29 protein-coding genes and 1 pseudogene are annotated in these 24,557 nt (G+C 42.4%); 17 read left to right on the top strand and 13 right to left on the bottom strand.

Annotation, left to right across the window (positions count from 1 at the left end):
- The first annotated feature begins 5 nt into the window (after positions 1-5).
- The gene (holA, locus tag KFE96_RS01785; RefSeq protein ID WP_255834311.1) at positions 6-1,025 is read left to right on the top strand and encodes a DNA polymerase III subunit delta; all 1,020 of its coding nucleotides are present in this window, start codon (positions 6-8) and stop codon (positions 1,023-1,025) included.
- A 13-nt stretch (positions 1,026-1,038) separates the two neighbouring features.
- Entirely contained in the window at positions 1,039-1,602 is a 564-nt protein-coding gene (locus KFE96_RS01780) for a GDSL-type esterase/lipase family protein (protein ID WP_255834310.1), read from the top strand.
- Here KFE96_RS01780 and KFE96_RS01775 read toward each other — a convergent pair.
- Positions 1,599-2,237 carry a TetR/AcrR family transcriptional regulator gene (locus KFE96_RS01775; RefSeq protein WP_247019741.1) on the bottom strand — a complete coding sequence of 213 codons (639 nt, stop codon included), beginning with the start codon at positions 2,235-2,237 and terminating at the stop codon, positions 1,599-1,601. The genes KFE96_RS01780 and KFE96_RS01775 overlap by 4 nt on opposite strands.
- A gap of 112 nt (positions 2,238-2,349) precedes the next feature.
- On the opposite strand from KFE96_RS01775, the gene KFE96_RS01770 reads away from it, so the two are divergent.
- A complete protein-coding gene (locus KFE96_RS01770; protein ID WP_255834309.1) occupies positions 2,350-3,060 on the top strand; it encodes a CPBP family intramembrane glutamic endopeptidase in 711 nt (236 codons plus the stop codon).
- A gap of 73 nt (positions 3,061-3,133) precedes the next feature.
- On the opposite strand, the gene secB is transcribed toward KFE96_RS01770, so the two are convergent.
- Positions 3,134-3,688 carry a protein-export chaperone SecB gene (gene secB, locus KFE96_RS01765; RefSeq protein WP_247019745.1) on the bottom strand — a complete coding sequence of 185 codons (555 nt, stop codon included), beginning with the start codon at positions 3,686-3,688 and terminating at the stop codon, positions 3,134-3,136.
- Positions 3,689-3,816: 128 nt separating this feature from the next.
- The gene (locus KFE96_RS01760) at positions 3,817-4,314 is read right to left on the bottom strand and encodes an FxsA family protein (protein ID WP_247019747.1); all 498 of its coding nucleotides are present in this window, start codon (positions 4,312-4,314) and stop codon (positions 3,817-3,819) included.
- 112 nt (positions 4,315-4,426) lie between these two features.
- On the opposite strand from KFE96_RS01760, the gene KFE96_RS01755 reads away from it, so the two are divergent.
- The 5 genes from KFE96_RS01755 (at position 4,427) to KFE96_RS01735 (ending at position 7,932) form a co-directional block, all read left to right on the top strand.
- The gene (locus KFE96_RS01755) at positions 4,427-5,074 is read left to right on the top strand and encodes a Tim44/TimA family putative adaptor protein (RefSeq protein ID WP_255834308.1); all 648 of its coding nucleotides are present in this window, start codon (positions 4,427-4,429) and stop codon (positions 5,072-5,074) included.
- A gap of 3 nt (positions 5,075-5,077) precedes the next feature.
- Entirely contained in the window at positions 5,078-6,280 is a 1,203-nt protein-coding gene (locus tag KFE96_RS01750; RefSeq protein WP_255834307.1) for a murein transglycosylase A, read from the top strand.
- A complete protein-coding gene (locus KFE96_RS01745) occupies positions 6,280-6,882 on the top strand; it encodes a Smr/MutS family protein (protein ID WP_255834306.1) in 603 nt (200 codons plus the stop codon). The genes KFE96_RS01750 and KFE96_RS01745 overlap by 1 nt, the downstream gene beginning before the upstream one ends.
- Positions 6,879-7,247, top strand: a complete 369-nt coding sequence (locus tag KFE96_RS01740) for a helix-turn-helix domain-containing protein (RefSeq protein WP_255834305.1) — start codon at positions 6,879-6,881, stop codon at positions 7,245-7,247. The genes KFE96_RS01745 and KFE96_RS01740 overlap by 4 nt, the downstream gene beginning before the upstream one ends.
- Positions 7,248-7,380: 133 nt before the next feature.
- Positions 7,381-7,932: a hypothetical protein gene (locus KFE96_RS01735; protein ID WP_255834304.1), complete on the top strand. Its 552-nt coding sequence runs from the start codon at positions 7,381-7,383 to the stop codon at positions 7,930-7,932.
- Between the two features lie 42 nt (positions 7,933-7,974).
- On the opposite strand, the gene KFE96_RS01730 is transcribed toward KFE96_RS01735, so the two are convergent.
- Entirely contained in the window at positions 7,975-8,511 is a 537-nt protein-coding gene (locus tag KFE96_RS01730) for a GNAT family N-acetyltransferase (protein WP_255834303.1), read from the bottom strand.
- Positions 8,512-8,677: 166 nt separating this feature from the next.
- On the opposite strand from KFE96_RS01730, the pseudogene KFE96_RS01725 reads away from it, so the two are divergent.
- Together KFE96_RS01725 and KFE96_RS01720 are read left to right on the top strand one after the other, a co-directional pair.
- Positions 8,678-9,520 (top strand): annotated as a pseudogene (locus KFE96_RS01725) (YifB family Mg chelatase-like AAA ATPase); the annotation flags it as partial.
- Positions 9,521-9,639: 119 nt separating this feature from the next.
- Positions 9,640-10,584, top strand: coding sequence for a hypothetical protein (locus KFE96_RS01720; RefSeq protein WP_255834301.1), 945 nt, complete (start codon positions 9,640-9,642; stop codon positions 10,582-10,584).
- Between the two features lie 96 nt (positions 10,585-10,680).
- On the opposite strand, the gene KFE96_RS01715 is transcribed toward KFE96_RS01720, so the two are convergent.
- A complete protein-coding gene (locus tag KFE96_RS01715) occupies positions 10,681-11,088 on the bottom strand; it encodes a hypothetical protein (protein ID WP_255834300.1) in 408 nt (135 codons plus the stop codon).
- 86 nt (positions 11,089-11,174) lie between these two features.
- On the opposite strand from KFE96_RS01715, the gene KFE96_RS01710 reads away from it, so the two are divergent.
- Entirely contained in the window at positions 11,175-11,813 is a 639-nt protein-coding gene (locus tag KFE96_RS01710; protein ID WP_255834299.1) for a DUF2971 domain-containing protein, read from the top strand.
- Positions 11,814-11,821: 8 nt separating this feature from the next.
- Here the strand turns inward: KFE96_RS01710 and KFE96_RS01705 are convergent, their stop codons facing one another.
- Together KFE96_RS01705 and KFE96_RS01700 are read right to left on the bottom strand one after the other, a co-directional pair.
- Positions 11,822-12,493, bottom strand: coding sequence for a class I SAM-dependent methyltransferase (locus KFE96_RS01705; protein WP_255834298.1), 672 nt, complete (start codon positions 12,491-12,493; stop codon positions 11,822-11,824).
- Between the two features lie 24 nt (positions 12,494-12,517).
- Positions 12,518-13,999: a hypothetical protein gene (locus tag KFE96_RS01700; protein ID WP_255834296.1), complete on the bottom strand. Its 1,482-nt coding sequence runs from the start codon at positions 13,997-13,999 to the stop codon at positions 12,518-12,520.
- Positions 14,000-14,278: 279 nt separating this feature from the next.
- Here KFE96_RS01700 and KFE96_RS01695 point away from each other — a divergent pair, with 279 nt between their 5' ends.
- Positions 14,279-14,494, top strand: a complete 216-nt coding sequence (locus KFE96_RS01695) for a hypothetical protein (protein ID WP_255834295.1) — start codon at positions 14,279-14,281, stop codon at positions 14,492-14,494.
- A 166-nt stretch (positions 14,495-14,660) separates the two neighbouring features.
- Here the strand turns inward: KFE96_RS01695 and KFE96_RS01690 are convergent, their stop codons facing one another.
- The 5 genes from KFE96_RS01690 to KFE96_RS01670 form a co-directional block, all read right to left on the bottom strand.
- Positions 14,661-15,764: a lipase family protein gene (locus tag KFE96_RS01690; protein ID WP_255834294.1), complete on the bottom strand. Its 1,104-nt coding sequence runs from the start codon at positions 15,762-15,764 to the stop codon at positions 14,661-14,663.
- Positions 15,765-15,775: 11 nt separating this feature from the next.
- Positions 15,776-16,645 (bottom strand): DNA/RNA non-specific endonuclease, encoded by an 870-nt coding sequence (locus KFE96_RS01685; protein WP_255834293.1) that lies wholly within the window; start codon positions 16,643-16,645, stop codon positions 15,776-15,778.
- Between the two features lie 122 nt (positions 16,646-16,767).
- Positions 16,768-17,211, bottom strand: coding sequence for a DUF6527 family protein (locus KFE96_RS01680; RefSeq protein ID WP_255834292.1), 444 nt, complete (start codon positions 17,209-17,211; stop codon positions 16,768-16,770).
- Positions 17,208-18,386: a ThiF family adenylyltransferase gene (locus KFE96_RS01675; RefSeq protein ID WP_255834291.1), complete on the bottom strand. Its 1,179-nt coding sequence runs from the start codon at positions 18,384-18,386 to the stop codon at positions 17,208-17,210. The genes KFE96_RS01680 and KFE96_RS01675 overlap by 4 nt, the downstream gene beginning before the upstream one ends.
- Positions 18,361-19,023 (bottom strand): multiubiquitin domain-containing protein, encoded by a 663-nt coding sequence (locus KFE96_RS01670; RefSeq protein WP_255834290.1) that lies wholly within the window; start codon positions 19,021-19,023, stop codon positions 18,361-18,363. The genes KFE96_RS01675 and KFE96_RS01670 overlap by 26 nt, the downstream gene beginning before the upstream one ends.
- 135 nt (positions 19,024-19,158) lie before the next feature.
- On the opposite strand from KFE96_RS01670, the gene KFE96_RS01665 reads away from it, so the two are divergent.
- From KFE96_RS01665 to KFE96_RS01645, 5 genes are all read left to right on the top strand, one after another.
- Positions 19,159-19,365, top strand: coding sequence for a hypothetical protein (locus KFE96_RS01665; RefSeq protein WP_255834289.1), 207 nt, complete (start codon positions 19,159-19,161; stop codon positions 19,363-19,365).
- Complete coding sequence (locus KFE96_RS01660) at positions 19,362-20,021, top strand: hypothetical protein (RefSeq protein WP_255834288.1); 660 nt, start codon at positions 19,362-19,364, stop codon at positions 20,019-20,021. Before KFE96_RS01665 ends, KFE96_RS01660 begins: the two co-directional genes overlap by 4 nt.
- A 1-nt stretch (position 20,022) precedes the next feature.
- The gene (locus KFE96_RS01655) at positions 20,023-20,529 is read left to right on the top strand and encodes a hypothetical protein (protein ID WP_255834287.1); all 507 of its coding nucleotides are present in this window, start codon (positions 20,023-20,025) and stop codon (positions 20,527-20,529) included.
- A gap of 6 nt (positions 20,530-20,535) precedes the next feature.
- Positions 20,536-21,477 carry an ImmA/IrrE family metallo-endopeptidase gene (locus KFE96_RS01650; protein ID WP_255834286.1) on the top strand — a complete coding sequence of 314 codons (942 nt, stop codon included), beginning with the start codon at positions 20,536-20,538 and terminating at the stop codon, positions 21,475-21,477.
- 256 nt (positions 21,478-21,733) lie between these two features.
- Positions 21,734-23,575 (top strand): hypothetical protein, encoded by a 1,842-nt coding sequence (locus tag KFE96_RS01645; RefSeq protein ID WP_255834285.1) that lies wholly within the window; start codon positions 21,734-21,736, stop codon positions 23,573-23,575.
- On the opposite strand, the gene KFE96_RS18235 is transcribed toward KFE96_RS01645, so the two are convergent.
- The gene (locus KFE96_RS18235; RefSeq protein WP_370650551.1) at positions 23,568-24,554 is read right to left on the bottom strand and encodes a TniQ family protein; all 987 of its coding nucleotides are present in this window, start codon (positions 24,552-24,554) and stop codon (positions 23,568-23,570) included. The two genes, KFE96_RS01645 and KFE96_RS18235, sit on opposite strands and share 8 nt — an antisense overlap.
- Between the last annotated feature and the right edge of the window lie 3 nt (positions 24,555-24,557).

The raw sequence follows: 24,557 nt of genomic DNA, 5'->3' as shown, positions 1-24,557 counted from the left end.
CGCCGGTGAAGGTTAAACCAGCTGAAATACCTTCTATCCTGAAGTCGCTGTCACCAAACATACGGGCGGTGCTTGTCTTTGGACGTGATGAAGGTTTGGCGCGGGAACGGGCTGATATCATTAGTAAGCAGGTTGCCCCTGATCTTTCTGACCCATTTCAGGTTGCGAAACCAAGCACGGCTGAAATCAAGGACACCCCCTCACTTCTCCTGGATGAAGTATCGGCCATTTCCATGATGGGCGGCCGTAGGCTTGTGCGTGTGGATGGTGCAGGCAATGAAACTACGCCTGCTGCGAAACTGGTGCTTGAAAGCGAGATGGGTGATGGTCTTCTCGTTATGACTGGCGGTGACCTGAAAGGTACATCAAGCCTCAGGAAATTGCTGGAAGGGGCAAAAAACGGCCTTGCGATCCCTTGCTATGAAGATAGCACTCAGGATTTGATGGGGCTTATCCATACCATGCTGTCAGAAGTGGGGCTTGGTGCTACGCAGGATGCAGTTTCTTATCTCGTGGAAAATCTGGGTAGTGACCGTATGGTTTCCCGTGGAGAAATTGAAAAACTGATTATCTACAAAGGCACAGGCACAGGGCAGGTAACACTTGCAGACGCGGAAGCCTGTGTAGGGGATACGGCTGCCCTTGGTATTAACCAGATTGCTGAGGCCGTAACTGGTGGTGATCTGGTGCGGCTTGAGAAGCTTATGGAACGTGCCCGTACATCAGGTGAAAATGCCATTGCCATTCTACGTACACTGCAAAACCGGGTGATGCGCCTGCATTTAGCCCGAGGTTTTATGGACCAGGGCATGTCAGTTGGTGAGGCTGTTGGTAAGTTGCGCCCTCCTGTGTTTTTCTCTGAAAAACCAAGGTTTCAGCAGGAGCTTTCCCGCTGGCCTACGAAGAAGCTTGAGCGCGCGCTTGAAATCCTGATGGAAGCAGAGCTTGACTGCAAGACAACAGGTAACCCAGCAGATGTGATTTGTGCCCGAGCGCTTCTTAGTATTGCTAAAGCCGCACGTTAAGTAAGGATATTTCATGACCATCACATTCATTGGCGATAGCTTCACTCTGGGTGTTGGCGACAACGAAGATAAAGGCTGGGTTGGCCGCGTGTGTGAGGAAGCTGGTGTTTCTTATAAGAACGCGGGTGTGCAGGGTGATACCAGCGATGATATCTCTGAGCGCTGGAAAGGTGCTGCAGCAGGTGCTGATAAGCTGGTGTTTTGTTTTGGTGCCAACGACTGCCTTCTTAATGAACACCGCCGTGTGCGGGTGGGCAAAGTTGAGCGGCTAAAGAACGCTAAAGCTATTATGATGGCAGCTTCCCGTATGGCGCCTACGCTTTTTATCAGCCCGTTTCCTATTGTGGAAAATGAGATTGCAACCAAATGTATTGCAGATACCGCACGGCAGCTAAGCGTGGTAGCGAAGATGAATAAAGTGCCTTATGTAAACATCTTTGATGCGGTGAAAGGTGCTAAGGCTTGGCATAGTGAAGCACTAGCTGGTGATGGTGCTCATCCGGGTGCGGGTGGGTATGCAGAAGCGGCAAAGCGCATCACTGAGCATTCGGTGTGGCAGGATTTCCTGAAGGTTTAGTCTTCAAGGATCAGGTAGCCATAGCCAAACAGAGCGACTTCCCGACAAAACTCCTCTTTTGATAAATCATTACTGAAAGCCGCAAGCTGGCCTTCGAACATGCAGCGTTCAATAAAGATGTTATTGAGGAAATAGGCGAGCATTTTTGCTGTTCGTTTCAAATCAGGTCGCTTTACTTCTTCCCTGTAAAGGTTCAGCACAGTTTCCATACTGGCGAGGGTCATTGCTTCAAAACGTGCTGCGCTTTCGCTTACAAGCGATAGGTGTTGTCTGCCGTGAAGGGCTACAGCGCGCATAATATGGCGCTGGTCTGTTAGTTGGTCCCATGCAACGAGAGCAATTTGTTCCAGTGCGCCTTTTAGCGTTACACCATCAAGGTTCGGGCGTGCTTCAGGGGACGCTGACCATTCTTCAATGCGCGCGATATAAAGATCAAACAGTACCTGAATAAAACCCTGTTTTTTATCGAATCGGCGATAGATTGAGGCAGCGGAAACCCCAGCTTCTTTTGCGATCTCAGCTGTTGTGATGTCAGCAAAATCTTTTTCCTTAAGTAATTTTTCAAGCGCATTCAAAAGCTTATCGCGGGTTAGCCGAGAACGGGTTTGATGGGTTTTGCGAACACCTTGACTCATCGATAGAAATCCATATATGTAAAAGTAAATTACATTTACATTATAAAGTGAAATATTAATAAAAACAACACTTTATTATGGGTAACAGGCATCAAAAAGAAAGGCCCGGGTTATGACAGCACTCATTCTTCTCGTATTATTGGTTACCGCAGTGGGTATCCCTCTTATCAGTTTGTGGCTTGATAGGCGGTTTGAACGAAATCTGGAGGCGGGTAACGCTGATGCGCGCTTAATGTCCTATAAGGATGTAATGATTTTTCTTTGGAGTATGACCGCGGTCGTTCTTGCTGGCCTGTTTGTTTCTAATATCCCGTTCGCTGCTATAGGTTTGCACTTTTCCTTTAGTCAATCTGTACTGATAGGACTTGGCGTCACGGTTATACTGCTTGTGGTGATGGTTATGCAGCATCTACATCTCCTGAAATCACCGGAGGCAATGGCTGATGTCGAGGCCACTTTCACTGGCAGCGAGGGTATTCGCAGGTTTATGCCGAGGAATGAAACTGAATATAGCCGTTTTAATCTGGTTTCTATCACGGCAGGGATTACGGAAGAGATTATCTTCAGGGGGTATATTCTCTGGGCGTTAAGCCTTGTGATGCCTATTTGGGCTGCTGCGGTACTATCGCTGGTGTCTTTTGTGGCAGCGCATGCTTATCAGGGGATATCCAAGGCATTGATGGGTGTTGTGCTAACAGGGGCAGCCTTAACCCTTATAACAATTCTGTCGGGCTCACTTTTACCTGCGATTATCTTGCATATCGCTATTGACCTGAACAGTAATCTTATCTGCAGGCTCGTAAATAACAAAGCCAGTGCTTAATTAAAAAAGAACCAGCCTCAAAGACTTGCGTCTCTGAGGCTGGTACATTTCGGAAAGTTTGTGCGCTACAATCTTAGTTAAGATTGATTGGCGCAGGTTCTTCGCCGCCTTCCGCAGCTGGGGCCGCGTCAGCGTTTTGCGCTTCCTGTGCAAGTTGTGCACGGTAAAGAGCTTCGAAGTTGATTGGCTCGAGAAGCAGTGGTGGGAAACCACCGTCACGAGTAGCATCTGCAATAATGCGACGAGCAAATGGGAACATCAGTGTAGGAGCCTGGATAAGCAGGAATGGCTTAGCGTGCTCTTCAGGGATGTTGCGCATACCGAACATAGAACCGTAAGAAAGCTCTACAACGAATGCTACATGCTCTTCGCCTGTTTCTGTTTTGTGTGTAGCTTTAGCAGTGATCTTTAGATCTACTTCAAAAACTTCTTCGTTAACTTGGCGAACACCAACGTTAACATTTACATCAATTGCTGGCTTTGTAGTCGCAGCAGCTTGAAGGCTTGCTGGAGCATTTGGATTTTCAAAAGAAAGATCGCGAATATATTGTGCCAGAACACCTGCTTGTGGTGCTGTATCAGCCGCGCCACCTACTGGTGTTTGTTCATTTTTATGTTCTTCAGCCATTGTAATAACTCTTAATGTTTTTTGTCTCCCGCCCCCCGAGACAAAACGGACAGGCGTATCTGGGGAAAACGGCTAGCATGGTTTTAGGCCTCGAACAACATGGAAATGCGCCAAAGGCCTAGGATTCTCTATTTTTTATCTGGATTTTTATCAAAATCATGCTGAGTGATGATCTGAACGTGGCTATCTTCTTTCTCGCTCTGTTCTTCCCAGTATTCACCATCAACAACTGTGTTGTCTCTGCGGGTGTGTGATGTATGTGTGCTTGAGCGAACTACCACGTGCGCGAGCCCCGCTTTCCCAAGTAGTAGGCGCAGTGGCGGGATAAGAAGTAAGGCACCTAGTGTATCTGTTACAAAACCCGGGATGAGCAGAAACAAGCCTGCAATGAGCAGGAAGAAACCGTGGATCAGGTTTTCACCAACGGGTTTACCTTCCCTTGAGGCTGATTGCATGTTGGCAAACACCTGCATCCCCTGGAACCGAACAATGGAAAGGCCCACTGCCGCAGTTAAAAGACAGAGAAGAACGGTAGAGAAAGCGCCGATTTCGCCGCCCACATCAATGAGTACACTCAGCTCTATTACCGGGATACTGATAACAAAAAGTAATATGATTAACGCCATTTCTTGTTCTTTCGTTCGATTCCTCTTATTTATAAAGGATGAATCTGGTCCAGGTTCAATAGGCAGCGTATGTAAATATACAAAAAGCGAATGAAAGAGTGCGTGTAAAGCTATGATGGATATAATTCTGCTTGCAATGGTTGCGGCCTTCATATTGTTGAGATTGCGTTCCAAGCTGGGTGAACATTCTGAACAGGATCGTTTTCCGCCTCCGGCTGCGAACGGCGGTTCGATGGGGCAGCGAAATAGCACCTATGATGCTGAGCCCGTGCAAAATGAAAACACCGTGATTGATCTTGAAGGTGATCCGGCACTGCGTCATACGTTCACGGATATTCGCCGTCAGGATAGTAGTTTTGATGTGAACCAATTCCTTGATGGTGCGCAACAAGCTTACGGCATGATCCTTGAAGCTTTCTGGGCTGGAGACCGTGAAACACTAAGGAATTTCCTTGATGATTCCGTTTATGGGCAGTTTGAAGCAGCTATCACCTCTCGTGAAGAGGGTGAACTAACCCTTGAGAACCGCATTGTTGATATTGATAGTGCCAAGGTCGTGGCTGCCGAGCTTGCCAATAAAGTGGCAGAGCTCACCGTTCAGTTTAAATCTGAAATTGTCGCTGTTACCCGTGATAAAGACGGCAATGTTATTGAAGGCGATGTAAGCGACGTTGTTGAAATGAACGATAGCTGGACCTTTTCTCGCAATGTGAAATCGCGAGATCCTCGCTGGACGCTGGTCGCTACACGCGCAGGGTAGATCATGCGGACGCTAAACCTATTTATTTTGATCCTTGTCATTCTAGCGCTGCCCCTGTTGGCGGCGCTTTTTATGCTTGAAAGAAAGCCAGAAGGCCTCAATTTCAACCGCGCGGCCTTTGTTGATCTCCCCGGATGGCAGGATGATGCGCTTATGGAGGCATTACCCGCGCTACTGAAAAGCTGTGAGAAAATCAAGATTATTCCAGCAGGTCGCCGTATGCCGGGCGCGTCTATCGCTGGCACTTATGGTGATTGGCGAGAGGCGTGTGGTGCAGTTGAAAAAGTTACCGACAGAGCTTCGCTTGAACAGGTACTAACCACACATTTTACGCCGCTTTCAGTTTCTGCAGGCAGCAACCCTGATGGGGTGTTCACGGGCTACTATGAAGCCCTTTTGAAAGGCAGCCTTCAGGAAACAGAGCGCTTCAATGTGCCATTATATAGCCGTCCGCCAGAGTTGGTGATGGTGGACCTTGGCAAATTCCGCCCCAGCCTTAAAGGCCAGCGTATTGCTGGGTCTGTTAAGAATGGCAGGCTTGAACCTTATTCCAGCCGGAAAAATATTGAAGAGGGCGCGCTTGGTAACCGTGGGCTTGAAATCCTGTGGGTGGATAGTGCGGTGGATGCTTATTTCCTTCATGTGCAGGGTTCTGGCCGTGTGTTAATGCCGGACGGTAGCTTTTACGGTATCGGATATGCTGCGCAAAATGGCCACGCAAACCGGCTTATTGGTCGCCGTCTTATAGAAATGGGTGCAATTGCGCGTAAGGACATGTCTGGTCAGGCAATCAGACAGTGGCTCGCGGATAATCCGGATCAGATGATGGATGTTTTGAAAACCGATCCATCTTTTGTGTTTTTCCGTCCACTAAAGAATGGTGATGGACCTTATGGTTCAGCTAATGTTGTGTTAACGCCGGGCCGGTCGCTGGCTGTAGACCGCAAACATCTGCCGCTTCACGCACCTGTGTGGCTATCTGCGTCACACCCTGATCCAACTGATCCCACTGTTGCAGAGGTGCCGCTCAACCGACTTATGGTGGCGCAGGATACAGGCGGTGCTATCAGTGGTGAAATCCGCGGTGATGTTTTCTGGGGATTTGGTGATGATGCAGAAGAAATCGCAGGTCGTATGGCAAATCGTGGGCGCTACTGGTTACTGCTTCCCAACAGGCTTGCAGATAAACTGCTGGAGCAGGATTGATGCCGCCAATGGGCGACAAGAAAAAGAAGAATCTGCTTTCTGAGCAGGACAAAGCCTTGTGGGACCAGGTTGCTAAAACCATAACGCCCCTTAAGGAACGTCCAAATGCGCCTGAAATGAAACCAAGAACCATGGTGCGGCGCAAGGAAGATGCAGCCCCTATTCCTGATGAATGGCGGCGCCATAATGCCCCGGTACCAAACAACTTTGTTGAAAAACGTACGCAGCGAAAGATTGCGACAGGCAACAAAGATGTTGACCGTTCTATTGATCTGCACGGCATGAATAAAGAACAGGCTTATGGTGTGCTCCGTTCTGCGATTGAGGGCGGCATCAGGCGTGGTGATAAGGTGCTTCTTGTCGTAACGGGTAAGGGCGGCAAACGGTTTGCGCAGCTTGCGCCAGATACACCCACAGCATACCGAACCCGAGACGATTTCGACCAGCATGGTGGTATCTTAAAGCAAGCGGTGCCGGAATGGCTTCGAGGTCATGAAATGCGGCCATTTGTTGAAAGTTTTGGGCCTGCTGCAAAGCATCATGGTGGCGATGGTGCACTTTATGTGTTGCTTCGCAAACGGTTTGTGCGGAAGAAGACATGACTCCGTTTGGTGTGAAAATGCGAGAGTTGAGAGCGCAAAAAGGCGTGAAGCAGGCAGAGATGGCTGCTGATCTTGGGGTAACACCTGCTTATCTTTCAGCGCTTGAACACGGTAAACGTGGCGCGCCTTCCTGGGCTTTTATTCAGAAGATCATCCAGTATTTCGAGCTTATCTGGGATGATGCTGAGGAACTAACTGATTTGGCACATCTCTCAAAACCAAAAGTAACAATCGATACGGCGGGCCTTGATCCCAGAGCAACACGTGCCGTTAATCTACTTTCCCAGCGCATTGGCCGTCTTGATAGTCGTGCGCTTGATCAATTACTTGCTCTTCTTGGTGAACGTCCAAGCCGCGGCCAGTAACGAAACTGTCCGCCTTGTCGTAGGAATATCCATTTCACCGCATCATGCCCCACTTCAGCGATAGGCTGGTTGTCACTGCTTGGAAAATACAGATGTTTCCGTATGTCATTTGAATAAACACGGAAGAAAATCCATGAACAAGTTTACTGCGACAACGACGGCAATTTTGACGCTTTGTATCTCTGGTAGTGCTCTGGCCTATACTGGGAGTGAAGTCCCTAAAATTGCTGCTCTTACCCTAACTCTTTCTGATCCGGGTTGGGACGGAAAGAAAGTGCCCGAAGGCCAGCAGTGTTTGAAGTTTGGCGGTAGTGGACGAACGCCTCGGATCGAGGTGCGGGATATTCCGAAAGGAACAGATGTACTGATTTTTGAGTATAGTGATCATAATTACCGCCCTAATGATCATGGAGGGCACGGCAAGATTGGTTATACACTTACCGAAGCAAATACATACAGCATCACTGTACCCTCTATTGAGGGACATACGTTTGATTTACCGGAAGGTTTTTTCCTTGTTGAAAAACATCGAGGTAAAGGTTGGGATAAAGAGGGAGCTTATATGCCGCCATGTTCCGGGGGTAACGGTCACAACTATTATGTCACTGTGAAAGCGGTGAGTGATATGGAAAAAAACAGTTACCGTTTGCTTGGTGAAAGCCGTCTTGAAATGGGGATTTACTAGGTAACTGGTGGCGGCTTGCTTCCCAAGTGCAGGCCGCCAAAGTTAACTGGTTTCGGGCTTCCATTTTTCCTTGCTAAGCAGCCAGCTATTTACTTTCTGGTGGAAATTAATCCATCCGGGAATGGTCTCTCGGCTGCCTTTAAATTCAAAACCAGTTTTGGCCAGTGTTTTGTTGGGGCTTTCATTTTGTGCGTTAGGTTCGCAGCGTATCTGTTTCAGGTTGAACTGCGCGAAATAGCGGCTGATACTTTCGCTGATAAAATAGCTGCCTAGCCCAGATTTTCGGCTTAAAGGGTTCCACACATGAAGGTGGATATACCCCTCTTCTCCATATGTAAGCTTGTTAATGCTTGAATGGCCGATAGGGGTGCCATCCAGCTCCCACATAAGGTAATGAGCCTGCTTTTCTGAGGAAGGCCGGTGATAGTCAGCCATAAGTAAATCAAGCCACTCTTCTTGCTTAGGCAGCTTTGATTTATCAACACCCATTTTCAGCAAATGAGCATCCGTCGCTTTCAGGAAATAATCAATAACCAACTGAAAGTCTTGTGGCTCAATATCTCTGATATGGGCGTTCATATGTGTCTCCTTTAGGGAAACAATGCCTGAGTGACCAGTTTCCTGCAAAACAGCATTCCTTTTTATGGTTTTAACTTATTCTTTCGTTCATGATTTGTTCACATAAGGTGTGGTTTATGCTATGGCTGTTAAATACTCTTATTAAGAGTGATTCGGTGAGGGGTTTATGGTTGCCATTGTTCAGACAGTTGCCTTTGAAGGCATAGCAGCAAAGCCTGTAGAAGTGCAGGTTCAGATTTCAAGCGGCTTACCCACTTTCACGATTGTTGGTTTGCCTGATAAAGCCGTGAACGAGGCTAGGGAGCGGGTGCGGGCAGCACTTGCTGCTATTGGTATGGCGTTACCTGCGGAACGGATCACTGTGAACCTGTCCCCTGCTGATATGCCCAAAGTTGGCAGCCACTTTGATTTACCTATCATTTTGGCGCTTCTTATGGCTATGAAGGTGGTTGATACTGATAGTGTTGCAGATGCTGTAGTGATGGGGGAGCTTGGGCTTGATGCCAGCATAAGGGCCGTGGCGGGTGTGTTGCCTGCGGCTATTTTTGCCAACAGTCTTGAGGCACCATTTATTTGCTCAAAGGCGAGTGGTGCTGAAGCCGCATGGGCAGGCGGTAATGATATTATCGCAGCACCACACTTGCTAGCCCTTATTAACCACTTGCGGGGTACACAGATACTGCAGACTCCTGAACCGCAGATGGTTGAGGAAACACTCGAGCAACCTGATCTTTCAGATATCAAGGGTCAGGAGGCGGCTAAACGAGCACTGGAAATTGCTGCAGCTGGTGGGCATACTCTTCTTATGGTTGGGCCACCGGGTTCTGGTAAATCCATGTTGGCCTCACGCTTGCCTTCTATTCTTCCGCCAATGACACCAGAGGAAGCATTGGAGACCAGTATGGTGATGTCTGTCTCTGGGATGCTCACAGAAGGCCGGATTAACCGCGCTCGCCCATTTCGTGCCCCTCATCATAGTGCCAGCCAACCAGCGCTTATTGGCGGCGGTTGTGAATTCCAAAAGTAAAAAAGAATGATCAAAAGTAGACAGGAATCATTCTAATGTCTGAGCTTTTCTTTTTCACGAATTTTATTTGAGAATTTAATGATGCCATAAATGGAGGCAATATGACCAAAGAAACTACTTATAGACTTCAAGCATTAGAGAATATGGAGAAGTTGTTTGTATTCTTTTTTAAGTTTACTTCTTTCACAGGTTTTTTAGTGTTTGTTGTTTATTTAATGTATAACTCAGCTTTCCCTATAGGTTTAAGTCTAGGTGATGGTTTTTTATTCCTTTTAATTGGGATATTATTTAGTTTTGTTTATCTATTAATTTTTGGATCTCTTTTTTCATTAGGCTATTTTGTTTCTCTATTCTGGAGGCCATTTTATATATTCTTACAGGCAAAAACTTATTCCATTTACGCTTCTAGCAAGTATTTGAGGTTTGCAATCCTGGTTAGTACCTCAAAAAAGCTTCTGAAAGAAAATTCATACTGGTTACTAGTGGGCGCGGCAGTTGGATTGTTTTTGATGGTTGTATTTGCCTTTAAAATATTTCTCGGATCGGAGCTTGGTCTTTTAGATGCTATTCTAGAAATGATGCCGCTGTTGCTTGTGTGTTTTATTGGATTTGTAATTATTTCCTCGTCGATGAGGTTTGTTAAAGCAATCACTCATATTCAGAATAAAAAAGAAAAAAGTGACAAAGATTTATTGGATTTGAAGGAGCTGGAAAAGAACCAAATTGCTGTAGTGCTTTTGGGTGTAATATTTTCTTTGATCATTTCGAACGCTCCAACCAAAGGTGTTTTGAACCTAACGATGTTAGGTATGAAAATTAGACATGAGGGGGTTTCTATAATTGTCACAGATCCATACACAAGTCTTCTGAAAGGAAAAAAAATAGAGGCTGCTGAAACGTTTACTAGTGAACAAAAAATATATCAAAATGTTACGATTATTAGGATGGGAATTGGTGATACAATAGCTGTTAGATTTCAAGAATACCCAGATAAAACTTTTGAAATTCCCAAAGGAAATTTTATTTTCTGGGATTCAGTTAACTGATCTTGAAAACAGTATACCTGTTGTTATATGTGAATAACGCATTTGATTTGCCTGGACAGTGAAACAACTTGCACTACCTGAGTATGGAGAGGTCAGCTATTTCGGTAAACCATCCTCTCCATACAGAAATTTATCTGCGCTAGCGGCACAGGATTTTTGGTCAATAATCTTTGTAAGTTCTTGAGAAGCGTTATTTTGCAACGCTATTGGCAGCAATTCTATAAATTGAGATAATTGACTAGTTCTTTTGGTTTTTATCAAAGCTGAAATAATTTTTATTCCATGATGCGATTTAAGACCTAAATTGAAGGCCTTGGCTGTCTCGGCGTGTAATTTGTAGGGAGGGTTTTCTTCATCGAACGCACAGAAGCATAGTACTTGGCAAATCGCTCCTAGAATGTACCATTTGTCACAATCATCCGTATATCTATCAATGTTATTGATAAGATCTTTTTCATTGTAGTCGGATGCAATTTTTATAATCGATTTATTTTCGTCCACCATGGGGGCCTCGTTGGAGCTATATTTTACTACGCTCTGAAGCTGGTAAAAGCGAAACAGAGCAGCAATAAGTTTGCAAAAGGAATAATATGACAGGCGGTTTTTTAAAGCGTTATACGAACCTTGCATCAATTATACATATTCTGAAGCATCGCAAGATCACTTTATTAGATCCTGGCTCATGGGATGATCGGAATGATACATATTTCTTGGAACGATATGCTGAGTTAAATCGTTTAAACAAAGTGTTTGCTTTGTGTATGACTACAGAAGCAGAAACATATCATCATTGGAGTATTTTTGCGCGAGGGACAGACGGTATTTGTATCGAATTTGATAAACAAAAACTTATAAAATCTGTTGAAAAGCAAGGCGTTATAGCGAGGCCTGTTCTTTATAAGAAAATAGAAGATATCACTGAGGCTGCCAGACATAGAGATGACTTACCTTTTTTAAAGCGCTTCCCGTATCGAGACGAAGGTGAATTTAGATTAATCTATGGTTGTTCAAATGGTGATAAACCCGTTTATGACGTGCCCTTCGAATTATCGACTATAAAAAGGATTCATATTAGTCCTTGGATGCCAGAAAGCTTGTCAGATTGTATAAAGGATGTATTGGCTAGTCTGATACCTAGTGATACTGACATCAGGCTAAATAGATCAACACTGGTCGAAAATGAAAGATGGAAAAGTGCGGTAAAGCAGCTAGATACACGCAAGCTTTAATGCATGGTTCATTCTGCCCAAATTACAGCGCCATTTACATAGTTTCCAGTTCGAGTTTGGAATTTTTCGTAAGTAAAACTTTTTACTTCAAATCCTGTCGTATTTAGTAAGTAGATAAGTTCTTTTTCGCTAAAGTGATGGGCTTGATAGACTTTTTTGTTTGTGTTGGTATCGGTTGCCCAGAAAGAGCCTTCCTCGCCGGTTTCTATCAAACCTTTTTCGTATCTTTCTCTATATGTTTTACTGTGCCAGGTTTGCATGAAAACTGCCAAATATAGACCGCCATCTGATTTTATTAGCCTTCTCGCCTCTGTAAGGGCTTGGATTCTGATGTTGTGAGAGGGTAACGTTGTCAGGAAAGCTTGCATTATTCCTAGGTCAAATTGATCGTTCGCCAGCTCGGTGTTAGTTGCATCTTTACATAAAAATTCAATAGGGAGATTTTCTTTGTATTGTTGTTGATGGCTTTTGGCGAAGTTAATGCCATTCTGATTGATATCGACACCTAAAACAGACTTTGCTCCTGCCGTGGCAACCTCAAAGCATGTTTTGCCAAACCCGCATCCAAAATCAATAATAGAACGGTTGATACAGGTTTGGATAAGCAATGGGTAGCTTTTGACGCTTGAGGGAATTTCTGAACCTTCAAATAGCTTCCAGGTCTTTCCGGGATCAGGCATGTATATGTCCTTAAGTTTGGGTCATTATATTGAAGATACGCCCTCTGCGAGTGCTTCTAGTAGATAGGCTGCTGCCCAGTTCCAAGCACCATGATCTCTGTTAGGCTTAACTAACCCATTATGTGATACGCAATTTCGGGCAAGTTCGAGAAGGCTTTCAAGAGCTTTGAGTTTAAGTGCTCTACTGCCATAGCCTCTAGCTTTAACTGTGAAAACAGAAGTCCATAGTCTAAATTCAGACTTGTCATCCCATAGAGTTAAAATGCCATAATTTTTTTTCCCGGCGGGTTCGTGAATTAATCTAAGTAGATATTCTTTATCGATGCTGATAGAATTTGGGAGTATACCGACGGCTTCCACTTCTAATAGATATGCGGCAGCGAGACGCTTTTCCCTTTGCTTTTTTTCATATTCATGGGCAACAACTGGTCGCTCTTTACAAAATTCCTCGACTCTCTCCACGATCTCAGAAGCGATATGCAATATATCGGTATAACTTTTCTTATGAATTCCGGCTCTCTTTGCTTCCGCGCATAGCAAAGCTAAACAACGTAGATTTAAGATGTTCACTATTTCCTCAGTATGGCTGTAAGCATCTATATCTGAAGCTTTCCATGACAAAGCCTTTTGAAGCTCGGTGGTAGAGTTGGAATTTACAAGTAGTAGAAATCTTAATACTGTCGCGGTTCTATATGGATGAGCGGTTGCTTTTTTGAAACGATTGCTACGCCATATTAACGATCGTTTATCTTGGTTTTCCCAGATATAGTGTTGGGCTTTATCTATATTCCAGTGACTTGATAATGTGGGGTTAGTCAATTGTTCCCACGTGTAAAGGGCTATACCTATTTCTCCAGTATTGAAGCTGCTCCCTTTATCGTTTTCATCAAAATTACGGGAAAACCCTCCATTAGTATTTTGCATTTCGCTTAATGCGCCGTGGATAAGATCCCCAAAACCCATCAGGGTAGTTTTTATATTAGGAAAAATATATTTATGCTCGGTTTCGCAAAGATCACTATGTATTTCCTGCAAGCTAGCGACTAGCGCAGGAATTTTCTCATCTTTTAGAAATTTGTTCTGTGATAGACTCCGGTATATTTTATGGAGTTGTTCAATAGAATCGATTGTATCTGCGAACGCAGACTCAATTGATTCAGACCAATCACTTCCATATTTCTTGACAAGTTTAGTATGTAAGTTTTTTGGGAAGTTACCGCTAAATTTAGATGTTTTACGCTGGCTTATAGCTCTGCCGGCCTCGACTTTCTTTCCATAGATCTTGTCAAAGGTTTCTTCTTCTGTAGGGAAAAGATTGTTCCAAAATACAAAGTCATCACTCCAATCGGAATTGGTGTGGTCAAGTGTTGGTGGGCACTTTTCACAAAGGGCTCTAACTATGGCAAATGATTGCTGTAAGATAGCTTCCGCTATTGTAAGCGCTTCGATCCTTTGAGCCGATTTAATCTTTTCATCGTTTAAAATGTCGTTTTGAACCAGATACATAAATTGATTCTCCCGCAGAATCTATATTTGACCTATAAATTGTATTTAATACACCTTTCCAAAAAACAAAATACTGGGCAACCTTTTTAGAAAAAGAGAGAAAAGGCTAGCATATGGCAGAAAAAAAAATTTGCCTGAGCAGGTAGGTGTGATGAGAAAAGGTGACGCGGAGATTTAATTAGTAATGAGGCGCTTAAGAGCCTCAAACCACCTGTATACTAAGGGCACTGCTGTATATCGGAGGACAAATACAGGAGTCAAGAGTGAAGGAGAGTGGTAATGAAAAAAGAACTAGCGAAGGAGTTTTTTAAGGTGCTTATACGGCACCCTAAAGTTTCAGCCATCATTTTCTTTTTAGGTGGCGGCATATTGCTTTTGCTTTTCGGTGGTGTGGCAAAAATTGAATTCACATCACAACTATTTGGGGTAAAAATCGAAGCATCGCAACCAGAAACACAGGCCGAAACACAAAAAAATAACCAAACTTCAGATTAAACTGGTTGAGTTATCAGCCTATTACCTGCTCGAGAGATATGAAGGAATGCACAGACGAGACTAGAAAAAGTCGATATTCCTGACTTGTTATGCTTCTAGTCTCTGGTCGTTTTTTTAATAAATGAAAACCATCTATGTGGTTTCCATTTGATGGAATATTTCGAGATTAGTTACGTCTATCGCCGTGATTTCTTAATTTCTCTACATATAAATCAATTGAATGATCTTGCGCCATCTTTTTGAAACCACCGAACTTTTGTTTCCACAATATACCTAGGCGAATTTTTGCTCTTCTAAAGAAACTCATTTGATACCGCAGCCGAGCTTCTTTTCCAGATCCTTGAAGATAACTTAAGTATCCAGGGTGTTCGTATTTAGTCATTTGCTTCATGTATTCAACTAAACGCTCGTCCCAGTTACCTCCGAACACAAATTGATTAAATCCTGTAATTGGGCGCAATAGCAATTTAACTAAGTGTAAAATTATGATCGTACCCCAAGCTGCCCAAGGATTTGGCAGACAAGGTACAATATCGGTTTCATTGACAATTTCATACACAGGTGTTTTGAGGCCATTTTGGACTTGAATAGTTCCTATAGGAGGAGCACCAAATGTGTAACAAGCTCCCCTTATTTCATATGGTAATATACGTGTTGCCATCATTGCTAAAGCGCCGCCTAGCGAGTGACCTGTGATGAAAAGTTGGTCATATTTTAGATTGTCGAGTGTGTTGATAATTTCTTTTTCAACCAATTTATATGCTTCATAAAACCCTTTATGAAACTCAACAGTCTCTTTCCCTAATTCAACAGGTTTTAGTCGGGCGTTAATGTCGGTTTTTATATCTTGAAACTCTTTCGGTTCAGTTCCTCTAAAGGCAAGGTATGCGACTTTTTTTGTACTACCACTGGGGTAATTTACTAAGCGAGTACATATAAAAGCTTGTGTACCACCTATTGAAAACGTTTCTTCCAGTGTAAAATCCTCTGCTTGCAAGATCTCTTTTAACACTGCTTTGCTCTGTTCTTGAGTGCCAGGCATTTGTGTAATGATAAGAGCAAGACCCTCCTTAAGTTTTGCGGCACTATCTTGGTCTGTAATAAAGGTATCGATTAACTCGGTTGCTTGCGCTAATGGGTGACCGCCCTCAAATTTAAAATACGCTAGTTTGGATAGTTCGGCACACAAATATGCCATGCGATCGCTAAAGGCAGCTCTTTCGATTGGAGCGGTCATCAAGTTTTTTGCATCAAAATAGGTCTGGGGCATTATACTACTCTCTATCTATTGGACTGTTTCAATGTAAGAGTGGTTAAGTCTTCAATAACTGAAATGGGTACGATACATTCCTCAGGATTCTGTTTTGGTAAACATCCATAATCACTTGTTTTTTGATGCTGATAAAAGACATACCCTTTGGATGTAACTCCATCGTCTACAACTTTAAAAAATGCATTTGGAACAGCGATTTCGCGACTTTTGCAGGATCCGTCTGTATTTTTTTTCCTGCAGATAGTTTTGGGCTTTGAGGAAGTGAAAATAGGGCCGGAGATAATATGAAATTCTTTACCGTGCTCGCGTGCAGCAATTCGATTTAGAGTTTCTAGTTGGTACCAAGAGCCATTTTGACTGTTTAATTCTGGCAGTTGAGGAGCCATGTTTGACATATAATTTATTTCGAAGACAGTGCATGCATCATCTATATCTTCGATTGGAAATGTATCAAGATTTTCAAACTCAGCATCCATGCCATCGTTGTCTCTGTCGCCGCCTGACGTGAAGTAAGGTGCAAGATGCCCTCGGTGATATCCGCTGCCGGTATAATCGCTGCTCGTTACTCTATTTGCTTTAGGCAAAGATTTGTCTTGAGCCATCTTGTACCAGTGTTTTTCTCGCTTAGGAGTGTCTGTATAAGAAGGTTTAACATGCCAAGCAGTCCATCTTGGAACATTGTTCTGATAATCGAATGCAAAAACATGGCCACGATGTACAATGATTTCATCATCACTCGGCTTCAGCCCGTTTAGGTGTTCATCAATTAACTTAGCTTTTTGGCTGGCCGTGAGAGCAGGACAATCTTCCGCTTGTAATGTTTCAGAGAGATATGTAGCAGAAATTATGAGGAAGCCTGTTAATGCTATATGTTTCATAATAAAGCCTTTCTATAAATGCTACTATAATGCCTAAAAAAACCACCTTTAGTTAGGCTACTTGGGAGCTATAAGTGAGTCAATGTTCTTTTTTTGTTCTTGTGGGGCGAGCTAGACGATTTTTAGATGCCTAAGAACCTCTTGATTTTAACTAACCAATTTTCAGAATTTACAGATTCTTTAGCTGCCGAGTTAGAATCTTTGCTCAATGAGGGACTGTTGTCGTACTGTTTTTGGCGCTTTACCTTCAAGTCGTGTTGTCTACCTGCTTTAACTTGTGCGTCACTCCAATTTTCTGCCCATATAATTTGGTTGTTACGAATTATATAATGAGATCGGCATGCTAATGACCAATTACCAATAGATGGGTGCACTGAAATTGCTTTTCCGTCGAAGGTTAATCTCCAGTCGTTGGGATCTAGGGGGGTCACAATTTCGTTGCCGCAACCGCAGCAACACAAATGAGACATAGATGCGAACTCTAAAGAAATATAGAGAGTATTTTTTTCTAGTTTGGACGGGAAGTTCTCGACAAAGCAGTGTGTAATAGATGAAGATTTTTTCATTTTGAATCCTCATTAAGTATATGGTTTCCGTCTACATGATAGAGACTGAAGTGCTCACCTTCAGTATCTTGATAAAAGCCATAAAGCTTCTTCCAACGAATTACCGCTAGACAAGCGTTAAGTGCATTTAGGTCAGCTACTTGAATATTTTGACTGTAAACATCCTTATGATCGGCCTTGTTTAAGGGGATGCGGTTTCGAGCATGAACATGTTCCCGTTTATGAGGTGTACTCATCGTGGTCCTTAACGTGCCAACTAACGCGTTTTCAACTAATTCCAGGCCCATGCCAACATCGATGAAGGGGATGTTGTTGTTTTCAAGGACCTTAATAATCTTGGGCTTTTCTGTGCGGCTATCCATACAAATAAAGACGAAATCATGTTGGATTAGCTCATCAACATTTTGATCAGTAATGAAGGCATTTTTTGTTTTTATGTTTTTATGCATGTTCCCGTATATTTGAGCGAAGTAGTCTGTTTTGTAAGGACGCTCAAGCAACTGCTCTTTAGGAGCAGCGCCTGGTGCTCGAAAGGCGTTATGCTGTTCAAATATATCCCCGTCATAAAGGTATATGTTTTGTACAGGTGTTTTAGAGATAAGATCCAAGACGTAACTCCCCGTACCACCCAGACCAACGATCGCAACAGATTGTAGTTCAAGCTTTTGGGATAGATTACTAATGCCCGCTCGTCCTGATGCGTTATCGAAATATTGAAAAGGTGTTCTCGAACAAGCTTCAATAACTCGATGCGTTTTGGGCGTAACATTGGGTGATAATGCCGTGGCAGGATTACTTATAATTGAAGCATACGTCGACATTTTTTCATAATAATCTCTATACCCTGCTCTTGGTTTACTAGAGAAACTATGATCGACGATTATATCACCGCCGATAGTTTGTTTCGCGCTTGTATGTCGTATACGATCCAGGGGAGCCCCCTTTGGGTCACATGGATAATCGCCGCAGAACATGGCAACATGCGTCTCAGGTTGATTAGTTTGATCACCTGAGACATTAAGGGTGGAGACAAGTGCCCCGAAGCAAACTTGTTTTTGAGTATTCACATAAGGGATGTTCCTTATAACTAGATGCCCATACTCAATAGTTACCTCGTACCCTTCTTCTTTCAGTTTTTTTAAATCAGGGCTATGATTTATCAGTTGCAGTGACATTGAAAATCATCCCTTTTTTAACTCGAACAAACTCACCTTCGATAATTGTTCCTTCTGGTGTCTCTCCGTGGCCTTTTCTATAGCTAACAGTATATGAAGTGTTCGGGCCATCTTGCATGTCAGGAAAGGCTAGGCCTACCAATGCTTTGAATGCGACTTTTCCGCGTTCAATAAGTGTAGGGCGTGTATTTATGTAGATACAAATCTGTTCAGGTTCTCGAGATGAAAAACGTTCCACACCTTTACGATTTAGGTTGATCTCCTGATCAAGTTCCAGAACCTTATCTTTTTTACTATCGAAAATTAGATCTTCCGTATCTGGTATGGAAGCATACTTTCGAATGTCCTGTACCGAAATCTTACTTGCTCCCCATTCAAAGCCTCGTTCATTCACTGTGTAAGAGTAAACACGGTCGCTTTTGAACCAGAGTAACTCTGGCGTGTCTGTCTCGGATAGATCCAATTTCTCTTCAAGGCCAATTGATCTGGAATGACGGTCAAGCAATTCGATTAAAACATAGTCGCTCGCGGGGTTCAGTCCCGCTGAAGAACGAATTTCGCGCCCGGATAAGATCGGGTCGCTACAGTTTACGAGTTGGTTATTTAGTCGGTATTGGTATTGGTTTTGAGATGGCATATCTCTCTCCTTTCTTTAATTTCTAATTAATAATTAGCTATTAATTAGCCATAAACAAGCTATTTTTACATTTTTTTTTGATTGACATTGAAAAAAATGATAATTATGTAAGCTGTGAGCTAGGAGATATTCCCGATGAAACGTACGATGACGTTGAATCTCACAGATGTTGAGATGAAGGTTTTAGAGTCGCTGTGTGATGCAAAAGGACTCTCGAAAACCGCACTGGTTCGCCAATCACTACGCCTGTATAAATCGGTTGATGACCGCCTTACCCGAGGAGATAAGGTGTTCATTGAAAGTGCAGATAAAAAAGAAAAAGCGGAGTTAATGGTTTTATGAAGGAACCTTTGGGGGTCGTTCCATTATTAAATCGAATAACTAATAAGTTTGTAAATGTAGATATTTTCCGCGGGTTTGACGAGGGAAACCGTTCTGATATCGAAAGCAAATGGAAACCAGAGTTTCAGAAAAAGACGGACCTTGCTGAAAAGCATGGGTTATCGCGAGAACAAATTAATGCACAGGATGCTCATTGGGAGTGGGTTAGTAAAGCCGAACGTGCCGAGCAAAATCCCTTAGTGTACGATATATTTGTTTTAGAGCACCAGAAACAGACCGAAGCTTTAATGCTGGTCCAAAAAGGCGGAATAAATTGTTTCTGCCGTAGCATTGCTCATAAAGGTATGCCGCAAGTCTATGTGGACCTACTTGCTACAGCACCATGGAATAGACCAATGATTTCTAATAATCCTATTCTTAAGGGGGCTGGTCAGGCGTTGATTGGTGTTGCTGTTAGTTTAAGTTTAGAGGAAGAACTCCAAGGCCGTATTGGGCTACATTCTTTGTCCGGAGCAGAGACATTTTATAGAGATGTTCTAAAAATGGAGGACTTGGGCGAAGACAAAAATTATTACGGAATGAGATACTTCGAATTTACTGAGGCGTTAGCTAGCGAGTTTCTAAATTCTAACAATACCCAGAATGAGGAGGTCTAAAGTGAAGTTACATTTTACAGAAGACTGGTTAAGGAAGAAAATTAGAGAGGATGCAGACGTTGAAAACGACGCTGGCCTACCTGTTTTCTCTGCCGATTTCTTATATTCTATTGGTAATTGTAAAAAAGATCAAAAAGGATCCGTTAAAAAGCCTTCTGTAATTAAGGCTTTAAAGGTCTTGGTAACTCAAATTCGCAGAAGAGATTTTAGTTCAAGAGAAGAGTTTGCTGAAAAAATACGAGTTGATGTTGTAGAATTACAAAGTATAGAAGAAGATAGTAATTTTATACCTAAACCTAGAACAATGCATCAGTTGGCTAGCTATTTAAAAGTTTCTACGAAAGCAATTCAAAGATTAACACTAAATGATAAGACCTTGCATGATGATATTTCTGAAGCTGCCATACAGTTTGCAGCTAGCTCTGATGATTTATCCAGCCTCTCCACAGAAGACAGACGAAGTTTGAATGATTTTGTAAAGGTGTTATCAAATTATACTGAAGATTGATAATGTATGACTATGCTAGAGCCAGAAATTGGCGAGTTTGAATCTAAAGACATTCGAGAACATGTAAATAGACTGCTTAGAGATTTAGGTTGGCCAGAGCCTCCAATTAAGTTGGAGGAAGCTCGAGCAATCCAGAAATTAGATTTAACATATTATAGTAAAACTGATTTAAATTTACTTGATGAGATAGCTCATAAAACAAAACTAGCTGGGGCTACCATATTAGGTACTGCTCGCAAAATGACTGAAGTGGTGGAAAAGGCGGGCCTCAGGGGTCTTCTTTTACTCAAAGAAAACGATAAAAAAATATTTATCGATGATGAAGTTGTCCAACTTAAACGCCGGTTTTTGATTGCACATGAAATATCCCATGACTTGTTGCCATGGCATAGATCTCTACTGATGGGAGATAACGAGCATACACTTAATCCTGGTTGTCATCAGATGATGGAAGCGGAAGCAAATTATACTGCTCGAAAACTAATATTTCATGGTGACTTGTTTCAAAGAGAAGCTTTGGATTGCAAATTTAGTTGGAATAGCATTAAGGCTTTGAAACATAGGTATGGAAACACATATACCACAACGCTCTGGCATATGGTTTGTGAACGGGATCCTGATCATCCCGCATTTGGTTTGATTGGCAAACATCCTTACCACTCTGATATTGGCAGTAGGAAGAGCAATTCAAATGTAGCTTATTTCCCACGTTCGAAGGCGTTCCGAGAGCGATTTTCTCATGTTTCAAGTGAAGACCTCTTTAATGTAATTTCTACGTATGCAAGCAGAAATAAAAAGGGTCCTATTGGTGAAACTGAGCTTATCCTTACGGACTTAAATGGTGAGTCTTGTGTATTTTATATGTACTCCTTTTCAAATGGTTATGATCTCTTAACCTTTGGTTATTTTCTAGAACTTCATAAGTCTCTAGTTGGCTTTGAGGGGTAGGTTTTGAGAAAAATACCATCGGTTTAGATTAGGGCGTCGATGGTGTGTTTATGAGGTTTGTAACCATTGAAGCTATAGCTCTTTTAAAACTCGAAGTAACCTAGTTCTCCAAACTAATCATATATAGATCTAATAGATTTATACGACTTTTTCGCCTTCAGGGTACATCTTTCAATGGTTTCAATTTTAAACAATAGTTAGTAATCGATTATAGGTTTTAATTTATTCTCTCTATGATGGATTTATTGAGAGATTTATGTCCGAGAACTTTAGATTAAAGCAGTTACCGGTTGACGATAATATTTGGCAAGTAACTCAGCTAGGGCGATTAGTGTATCGTCCTGAAGAAGTCGCTTGGGAAGTTCATATCCATAAAGTTGCAAAACGAAGTCGTAAGCGCGTTGTCCGTGATAACAACTATTATAAGATAATTTATATTGGTTCCGGGCTGATATTTGACGTACCTATTGGGTCATTATGGAAAAATGGGAAGCGAATAGATGTTGGTAAATACATTCAAAAGTTAACAGTTTCTATCGATTCTTGGGATCAAAGAATTTTAAGCTTGGAAGACAAGGGAAATGGACAGCTTTCTTTTGTTGGTTATGAAGTGGAAAGCTATTCACACCCTTACCTTTGTATTGGTTTTGGAAGCAAAAATAAGGCAGTCATCATCAAATGTAGCGAATTACTTAGATTCTATTTTTGCTGTTTTTCTTCGATAGCTCAAAATCTATTTGGGTTTGATGATAATGGGATAAATGAAGATTTATTTATTCCTGAATTGACTGGTTGGAAGGCGGATGACCCTGAAGATTTATCACCGAAACCAGGCTTCGTGATTTCACCAAAGACCATTTTAGATGATGCAAGTGCGTTTGAATTAGGAGCGATCCTTTCTACCAAAACTAGCTTACAATCATTGATTAAGTTAACACAGAGCGTTCGAGCTTTAGTTCGTTCACCTTACGATATTTGCCCAATAGTTAGGTTGCCTTTTTCTGGTCGATCTAATTGGCTTATCAGAGGTAAGAAGGCAGCAATTAGAATAAAGAACCCGTCGGGCCAAGCGGCTAATTCTAATGAGATAACTGAAACCGATGCTTATATCGTTTCGCAACTGTTAAGTTGCTCATCTGAAGCGGCTGCGAAAACTCTTTATATAAATAGATCCCGTAAGAAAGTGAGAAAAATTGATAACCCTACTGTCTCAGTGGGAAGTATACCTACAGATATCGTCAAGCCCTCGAACTTTCCTGCCGTAACAGATGATATTCCGGCTGACAATAATGCGCCTAAGATCAATTTAAACCGTGGGGATATGTCGCTACGACGTCCTGGATTAGCGAAAATTAAGAAAAAACAAGCCATTACTAGAGTTTCTTCTGGGGGGCACCATGGATACGATGTTGATAATATTGAGGAATGTAATGATTTTACATCTACCTCTGGGCGCGGAGATACTGGCCATGGACATATTAAGGGAGGGGGTAAAAACTCAAAAAAGAATGATATTGATGAAAATGAAGAGGATAAGAATTCAAGTAGAGATGGGCTTCCTAGGATCTTCGAGGATATACCCAATCATTTGATACATATTAGAACGGCCCATGTTATTACTCTTCCTCAACGGCTTAGAACAATGGTGTCTGGCGTCTCTTATTTTAGAAATAGATTGGGAGGAGAATATGGGATCTATCAGCCAAGCATAGGTCCAAACTGGAATGAAGAGTGTGTTGTTTTTGATTTGCCGGAAGAATGGGGAGTTAATGCTACAGTAAAGAAACGATCAAGAAGTGCCGTCTTTTTTGAATTTAAGCTAAGTCATGCTCAGAAGGCTTTCTTTTTTGCATTGGAAGAAAAAAGTGGCTCTCATCCCAGGTATTTTGCAATTTCCTTAAAAGATTTAGAGCGGCTGTCGCTGGGACATGTTTCGTGGATTCTGTATCAGAAAATTAAAAAAGGAAAATGGCCAAATCGTACTCTATTCAATGGTGACTTTTATACTGTTGAAAAAAACCTTACCCAAAACAAACCTAAACCAAGAAATATGGCTGAGCATATTAGTTTGATGCTGGGTACCGTCAGAGTTATCTAGTGTTATGTGTTGGTGGAGGAGAAAGATATCTATTTGATGGGTCAACCAAATCAAACCTTCCAGGTTTGTGATCTTTCAACAGCCATGAAGACCAATTTCGAGATGCAATTGATGCTGCAATTAGCTTGAATGGCCAACCCTCTATAACCGTATAAACTAGGCTAAGTATGATATGACGGTTTTGGACGTCCATTTTTTCAAACACTTTCTCACTGCTATTGAAGTTACTGGTGCAATGGAATATTGAATTAATACTATTTCGTAGATCGGGGGATCTAGGGCCAGTTGACATTACTTTACAAAGTTGCCGAACAATATCGAAGTATATGATTGGGTGTATGTATTTCATGCCAAGCTTAGTGGGGGCTCCATGCAAATACCGATGTATTTGATATTCAAACTGTAGAGCAAGTGGGTTTCCCATTATTACTGGCGCGTCTGCATGAGCGCTTTTACATTCATGGCAGCTGATGAGACCATTACGACTTGGAATAATAGGTGAATTACATTTCCAACATCGATCGTTCAAGATAATTCCATGACGTAAGCACGAGCTATTGAATGCTAACCGCCAGTGTTTTCGGTAATATGGAATATGGTCTTCTTTTAAACAAAGAGGGCACATTTGTTGCCCAAATTTATATCGAATTCTATGTCGAATTCCAATTGGTAAGACCCATCTTGTAGTACCGTAAGGATTTAACTTTTCAAACACTGTACCTTCGTAAGATTGAATAAGTGTGTTTCGGGCCAGTTCTAAATTGGTTCCTGTTTTCTCAGACATTATCTGCAAGAGGTTTTTGCCTCCATGTACATCAATGTCCCGTGTCCATATCTGTGTGTTACCCCAATGTAATTTACAAAAAGTATGTAAGCGAGGGGCGTTTACTTCCGCAGTTCTTATTAACCAGGAAGAGAAGACTTCATCAGGTAACGGAGAAGGGTGATGAGGCCATAGGTTTCCAGATAACCCTCTCATCAT

The organism is Kordiimonas sp. SCSIO 12603 (assembly GCF_024398035.1).
Taxonomy (GTDB): Bacteria; Pseudomonadota; Alphaproteobacteria; order Sphingomonadales; family Kordiimonadaceae; genus Kordiimonas.
Note: the sequence above shows the minus strand (reverse complement) of the source record. Positions and strands in the feature narration are given on the sequence as shown.